General features: G+C 42.3%; 8 protein-coding genes. 3 read left to right on the plus strand and 5 right to left on the minus strand.

Annotated features, from left to right (window positions below; all coding sequences use genetic code 11):
* Positions 1-202: 202 nt before the first annotated feature.
* On the minus strand, positions 203-2,074 hold the full coding sequence (locus OQ5_RS0105220; protein WP_016776473.1) for a YgiQ family radical SAM protein: 1,872 nt from the start codon (positions 2,072-2,074) through the stop codon (positions 203-205).
* Between the two features lie 262 nt (positions 2,075-2,336).
* Between OQ5_RS0105220 and msrA the strand changes: the two genes are divergently transcribed.
* Positions 2,337-2,948 (plus strand): peptide-methionine (S)-S-oxide reductase MsrA, encoded by a 612-nt coding sequence (gene msrA / locus OQ5_RS0105225; protein ID WP_016776474.1) that lies wholly within the window; start codon positions 2,337-2,339, stop codon positions 2,946-2,948.
* A gap of 195 nt (positions 2,949-3,143) precedes the next feature.
* On the opposite strand, the gene OQ5_RS0105230 is transcribed toward msrA, so the two are convergent.
* The 4 genes from OQ5_RS0105230 to OQ5_RS0105245 all read right to left on the minus strand — a co-directional run bounded on the left by OQ5_RS0105230 (position 3,144) and on the right by OQ5_RS0105245 (position 5,453).
* Complete coding sequence (locus tag OQ5_RS0105230) at positions 3,144-3,662, minus strand: hypothetical protein (RefSeq protein WP_016776475.1); 519 nt, start codon at positions 3,660-3,662, stop codon at positions 3,144-3,146.
* Positions 3,663-3,664: 2 nt separating this feature from the next.
* Entirely contained in the window at positions 3,665-4,450 is a 786-nt protein-coding gene (locus OQ5_RS0105235) for a protein-L-isoaspartate(D-aspartate) O-methyltransferase (RefSeq protein ID WP_016776476.1), read from the minus strand.
* Positions 4,434-4,862 (minus strand): hypothetical protein, encoded by a 429-nt coding sequence (locus tag OQ5_RS0105240; RefSeq protein WP_016776477.1) that lies wholly within the window; start codon positions 4,860-4,862, stop codon positions 4,434-4,436. Before OQ5_RS0105240 ends, OQ5_RS0105235 begins: the two co-directional genes overlap by 17 nt.
* Positions 4,863-5,003: 141 nt before the next feature.
* Positions 5,004-5,453, minus strand: a complete 450-nt coding sequence (locus tag OQ5_RS0105245) for a nuclear transport factor 2 family protein (RefSeq protein ID WP_044107581.1) — start codon at positions 5,451-5,453, stop codon at positions 5,004-5,006.
* A gap of 84 nt (positions 5,454-5,537) precedes the next feature.
* Here OQ5_RS0105245 and truA point away from each other — a divergent pair, with 84 nt between their 5' ends.
* Together truA and OQ5_RS23415 are read left to right on the plus strand one after the other, a co-directional pair.
* Positions 5,538-6,398, plus strand: coding sequence for a tRNA pseudouridine(38-40) synthase TruA (gene truA / locus OQ5_RS0105255; protein WP_255297395.1), 861 nt, complete (start codon positions 5,538-5,540; stop codon positions 6,396-6,398).
* Entirely contained in the window at positions 6,383-6,520 is a 138-nt protein-coding gene (locus OQ5_RS23415; protein ID WP_016776481.1) for a hypothetical protein, read from the plus strand. Before truA ends, OQ5_RS23415 begins: the two co-directional genes overlap by 16 nt.
* Positions 6,521-6,522 lie beyond the last annotated feature (2 nt).

Raw genomic sequence — 6,522 nt, forward strand, 5'->3', positions numbered from 1 at the left:
TGATGGAACTCGCATGATTGGAGTTTATACATGTTCTCTTGTGACAAACTTTGTCATGCTCGTTTCATTAGCATATAATTTACTTAAGTTATTGGCCTAATGGAGCTTGCGACTTTTATACATATCCTTTTGTGGCGGATTTCTTTGTAAACAAAGCGCCATGCTCTTTGCCCCATGCCCTCTGCCATCAAAAACCTGTCAACTATTTTATTTTATTCCGTTTTGTTGTCTTCCTGGTATTGTTCCCAAACAGGGTATTGTACACGTCAGTCCATCCTGCTTTTTTTATTCGTGCCTTCAGTTGATCTCTTTTTTGGGGCTGATACCAGAAAAAGTATTGCCGTTGATTTTGTTTTTCTTCTTTTGAACGGGGCACATAAGTTTTCTTTAAACCATACGGATTGAGGCCACTGTAGTACATAACTGTTGCAAGCGTCATCGGGGTTGGGGTGAAATCCTGTACCTGTTCCAGTGTAAAATTAAGATTTTTGGTTTCTGCAGCAAGTTCGGCCATGTCTTTTTCTTCGCAACCGGGATGCCCCGATATGAAATACGGGATGAGTTGTTGGTGCAGACCGTGTTTTTTGTTTATCCGGTTAAAGATGTCGTTGAATCTCCGAAACAGCTTAAACGAAGGTTTTCGCATATTACGCAGGACACGCTCTGATGTATGTTCGGGCGCAACCTTTAAACGACCGGAAACATGACGGGTAATTATTTCTTCAATATATTTTTGGTGACTTCTTTTTGCTTCATCTCCTGCTTTTGGATGAAGCAGAATATCGTAACGGATTCCACTTCCGATGAATGATTTTTTGATACCTTCTGTTGTATCAACTTTATGATAGATTTCAATCAGCGGCTGATGCGATGTATTTAAATTGGGGCAAACAGCCGGGAAAATACAGGAGGGACGTTTGCATTTTTCACAAACAGATAAATCGAACCCCTGCATTTTGTACATGTTGGCACTCGGCCCGCCCAGGTCGGAAAGATACCCTTTGAAATCGTTGACTTTCGTAATTTTTTCTACTTCGGCAAGAATTGATTTTTCGGAACGCGAGGCAATGAATTTCCCCTGATGGGCCGAAATGGTACAAAAACTACATCCTCCGAAACAACCTCTGTGAAGATTTACCGAGTGTTTAATCATCTCAAAAGCCGGAATTTCTCCTTTGCTTTTATACCTTGGATGCGGAAGACGCGTGTAAGGAAGATCATAAGCATAATCGGTCTCCTTTTCAGATAACAGAGGAAGAGGCGGATTCACAACAATTCTTTGGTTTCCGGTAATCTGATGAATCCTGGCAGGGTACATTTTATTGGACTCTTCTTCGATGTGCATGAAATTCAAAGCATACTTTTCTTTGCTTTCCAGGCATTCGTTGTGGGAGTGAAGCTCAAGGTCAGTCCATCTCTTGTTTTTGAGAAGTTTTTCATTTTTATCCAGCAATATTGCGGTTTGGGGAAGTGTTGTCAGATTCCGGAAGGGGACACCTTTTTCAAGAAGGGTTATCAGATTTTTCAGCGGATGTTCGCCCATACCGTAGATCATCATATCGGCGCCCGACCATGATAAAATGTTGGGTTTTAATTGATCGCTCCAGTAATCGTAATGGGTAAAACGACGCATGGAGGCCTCAATTCCACCCAGGATAACCGGAACGTCGGGATAGATTTCCTTCAATATTTTGGTATAGACCACTGAAGCATAGTCGGGTCGGAATCCTGCTTTACCTCCCGGGGTATAGGCATCGTTTGATCTTAGTCGTTTACCCGCCGTGTAATGGTTTACCATGGAGTCCATGTTGCCGGCAGTGACGCCAAAAAACAGATTGGGACTTCCCATTTTCCGGAAATCACGCAGATCGTCTCTCCAGTTGGGCTGCGGGACTATGGCCACCCGGAGTCCCATATCAAGCAACACCCTGCCGATCACAGCAGCACCAAATGAGGGATGATCTATGTAAGCATCTCCCGAAAACAGGATGACATCCAGTTGGTTCCAGCCATGCTCTTTAACTTCTTTGGCAGTAGTGGGCAACCAGTCGGTTATGTGATATTGGTCTGTCAAATTTTTTCTGCAAAGATAGGCTTTTTGATGCAGAAGGGAGAATGATTGAGATTTTACTCAACATTCGGACAAGTACGGTTGTTAATTAAAATAGTGTCTGTCCATAAAAGTGCCATTTACTGTGTTACGCTCGTCCGAAAATTACTCATTTACGATGAGTAAACTGCGTATTTTCGGACTTCGCAAGCCTTGCAACCGGTACTTTCTGAACAGATACATGATACGTAGAAAATTTTCCTACTTTAATAGACAGGCACTAATTATGAGACAGATTCGTGTTTTTCTTTTATCATTTTTAATTGTTTATCCAGTTATGGCACAAACCGGGAAGTCTGATTTACAAAAGGTTGCTACACTCGGAGGCGGCTGTTTTTGGTGTATTGAAGCTGTTTTTGAAGAAGTAAGAGGTGTTGAAAAAGTTGAATCGGGGTATAGTGGCGGAAAAATTGCCAATCCTACTTACCGTGAAGTATGCTCCGAACTCACCGGTCATGCCGAAGCGGTGCGGATATTTTTCAATCCTGCAATTATTTCTTACGCAGAAATACTCACCATCTTTTTTTCTGTTCACGATCCCACTACCTTAAACCGGCAGGGGGCCGATGTAGGAACGCAATACCGTTCTGTTATTTTTTACCATGATGAAGAGCAGAAGAAAACGGCTGAACAGATAATTGGTGAGCTGGGAAAAAAGAAAGTTTTCAGCAGCCCCATTGTAACCGAACTGGCACCTGCCGGCCCTTTCTATATGGCTGAAGATTATCACCAGAATTATTTCGAAAACAATCCCTCACAACCTTATTGCCGGGTTGTTATTAATCCCAAAATGGACAAATTCAGAAAAGAATTTAGAGATAAACTTAAGCGACAATAGAATGGATTAGATGTTAGAGGTTAGATGATTTAACCTGTTGAGATACTTTATGTTAACAGATAAAGGTGTCTGACGGGCAGAGGGCATGGGGCAGAGGGCATGGGGCAGAGAGCAGAGAGCATGGTTCCTGATAATTCGCTCATTCCCTCATCAGCTCATCAGTTCATCAGTTCATCAGCTCATTTTCTCATTCTCTCATTCTCTCTTGTTGAGTTTCTCGAGTAGTTTTCCTGCTTTTCCTTTTACCCCTTTGCTTTCGTCATGAACAGCTGATTCGAGACATATTTGGAATTCGTTTTTAAGCTCGGGATAAACGGGCAAGAGCTCGTGAATATATTGCATAGCGTGAGCTCTCACCGCGATGGGAACAGAAGGAGAACATGTCCAGTGAAAGCACCTGTCCAGCAATTCGCCGTCTTCGCTGTGCATATTGGGATGGCTAATCATTATTTTCAGCAATGACCTGCGCGCACCATTGTATGCTGTTTCCTTGAGAATCCTGAGCAGTTCGGGGAGATACGGACTGATTAATTCCGGATATTGTTGGTTGAAATGGTCTATGATCCAGGCAGCCCGCCATGCTGTTTTCTCTGGAGGCGACTCAATAATTTGGATAAGGCGGCTGACTTCTTCAGGGTTTGCTGCAAGTGCATTCAAAAGCTCTTCTTTTGAGAATTCTTCAAAAAGACGGTTAAGTTGGTATTTCCAATCCATTTTTAGTGATACGATTTTATCATGGGAACAAAACGGACAGGCAAAAGGGTGGTTTGCTTAATGCCTTTGGGTTTTTTGACCACTTTTTTCAGGGTTTGAATGCTGTGAACCGGTCCAACCGGAAGAATCATTGTACCGTTGATTTTAAGTTGGTCAACCAGCGTTTGCGGAATGCTCTCCGGAGCTGCGGTGATAATTATAGCATCGAAAGGTGCCTCTTCGGGCCAGCCTTTATAGCCGTTTCCGCATCTCACTTTTACATTGTCATATCCGTTGTTTTTAAGATTTTCCTGAGCCATTTCGGCCAGTTTGGGTATGATTTCAATAGTATATACTTCCAGTCCCATTTCAGCCAGAACTGCCGCCTGATAGCCCGATCCGGTCCCGATTTCAAGTACTTTATCGCCCGGTTTTGCTCCGAGCGCTTCGGTCATATAGGCAACAATGTATGGCTGCGAGATGGTCTGGTCGAAACCAATCGAAAGAGGGCGATCGGTATAAGCATATTCGCGCATATTGTAAGGGACAAATAAATGGCGTGGTACTTTTCTCATGGCTTCAAGAACAGCCTCTGAGTTTATACCCCTGGCTTTTATCTGCGAACGTACCATTGCCTCCCTTTCCTCTTTGAAAGATTGTGCTTCTGTATGTTGCATAGCATGCGGAGAAAACAGAAAAAATAAAAAAAACAGAAAAAAGATGCCTGCATGAGAGCAGCAGGCATCTTTGATACTGTTTGTTTTGATGCTTAATGGTTTTGAATTAAAAAGTTCAGCTTTTATGGCCATTGTTAGTGAAATGTTTTTTGATTTTTGCAATCATTTGTGGCTGCGTCATTCTGTCGGCCGGTTCAATTTCGAGCTTCTTGGAACTGAATTGTGAATGTTTTTTCAGTTCCTTCTCGAAATGCTTTTTAGTGTTAGCCGGTCCGAATATAAATATTTCTCCTGTATCGGAGTTGATTGAATGCATTACTTTTTCAAAATAATCATGTAACTGATGGTTTTTGCGCTGGGTCATCTTTTTGTCTAAATCCATAAGTACAGCGCCGGTTTTGGCCCCAGGTTTAGATTCTCTGGGGTTGTGGGCACGTGCTTCAACTTCAGATTCAATGGTTTGGACTTTTTCCTCTTTTCCATTCAGTAAACTCACTAACACCGCTTTATCGGTGTTCATCCAAATGCCAACTTGTCTTTTCATGGGCTTCTGTTTTTAGTTAAAAATTCATGTAAATCCTTATATAAACGGGCTCTCTTTAAATCTACCAAATAACATTTTAACAACCTCACAACTCTGACAATCCCAACACCCAATCATCTCTTCTATGTGAATACCCGATTTCTACAAACCCGGCGATTCCGGTGGATTAATTGGCACCGAAACATGACTCTGAACAATTCTCCAGCCTTCAGGCGATTTTATCAGCACCCCGGTATGCCGGAAACCTTCTATTCGTGTCAGTTCTCCTTTGGTTTCGTAACAGGTATCAATCAGTTGGGAATACCACGCCGTATTTCCGTCATCACTAATTCGAATACGGGTATCTTTTTCGTTGATATCATGTCCTTTCCGGGAATCTAAAACATTTTCAATCCAATGGAAGTAGCTTCGCCATGTAGTAAAAAATTCATCAATATCGGTTCCGATGTGTACGACATAATCGTTCTGAAGGAAGCAACCTGCAAAAGCTTCAATGTCGCCGTTCTCCTGCGATCTCAAGAGTTGTTCAAGAACCATAGCGACAGCTTCTACTGATTTTTTATTGTAGAAGGCGGGCTTTGTTTTTTCCATAATTCGTTGTGTTTTATGGTTTTGTAAGGCCCTTTGAGTTTTGTTTCCGAACTTTTAAGGTACAAAAAGTCGGGAAAACTGTCAATGAAAAAAATATTAATCATTGTAGAAATTCGGCCTGTTTTGACAGAGAATCTGTTACTTTGTAGAAAATCAAAAAGCAATAAGTTTATTATGCCCCGATATTTTCTGGAATTAGCCTACAACGGAAAAAACTTTCATGGTTGGCAGAAACAGCCCAATGCCATTACTGTTCAGGAAACTCTTGAGCAGACGCTTTCTACCGTTATACAGTCATCTGTTTTACTCACCGGTGCCGGAAGAACCGATACCGGAGTTCATGCTTCTTATTTTGTGGCCCATTTTGATGTGGAAGATGCTCTTCCGTTTAAAGATGATGTTTTACTTCGTAAGTTGAACAGCATGCTTCCGTCTTCCATAGCCGTTTATTCGATGTCACAGGTGCCGGACGAGGCGCACAGCAGATTTAATGCCCTGTCGCGGTCGTATGAATACCATTTGATCTTGTATAAAGATCCTTTTTTGGAAGGGGTGACCCACCGGCCGTGGTTTATACCCGATTTTGATCTGATGAACCTGGCGGCGGAAAGACTGAAAGATTATACCGATTTTACCAGTTTTGCACGGCTTCATGGGGGGAATAAAACGAATTTTTGTGAAATACGTGATGCGTTCTGGGAAAAGAGAGGGAATCGTTATGTATTTGTTATCAGTGCCGATCGTTTTCTGAGGAATATGGTTCGTGCCATTGTCGGGACTCTGCTCGATGTGGGGAGAAAAAAAATTTCGGTTAATGATTTTTGTGAAATTATTGAAGCAGGAGACCGGTGCCTGGCTGGAACTTCGGCTCCTCCGCAGGGATTGTTCCTTACAGATATAAAGTATCCTGAAAAAATATTTTCCCGCAAATGGAGGGGAGAATAAAAGTATTTGACAGGCAGAAGATAGGGGAATGGGTCAGAGAGCAGAGAGCAGAGAGCAGAGAGCAGAGAGCATGGAGCAGAGAGCATGGAGCAGTAAAAATGGTTCCTGATAATGGAAAGTGATA

It is taken from the genome of Anaerophaga thermohalophila str. Valhall (assembly GCF_000250735.1).
GTDB lineage: Bacteria > Bacteroidota > Bacteroidia > Bacteroidales > Marinilabiliaceae > Anaerophaga > Anaerophaga thermohalophila_A.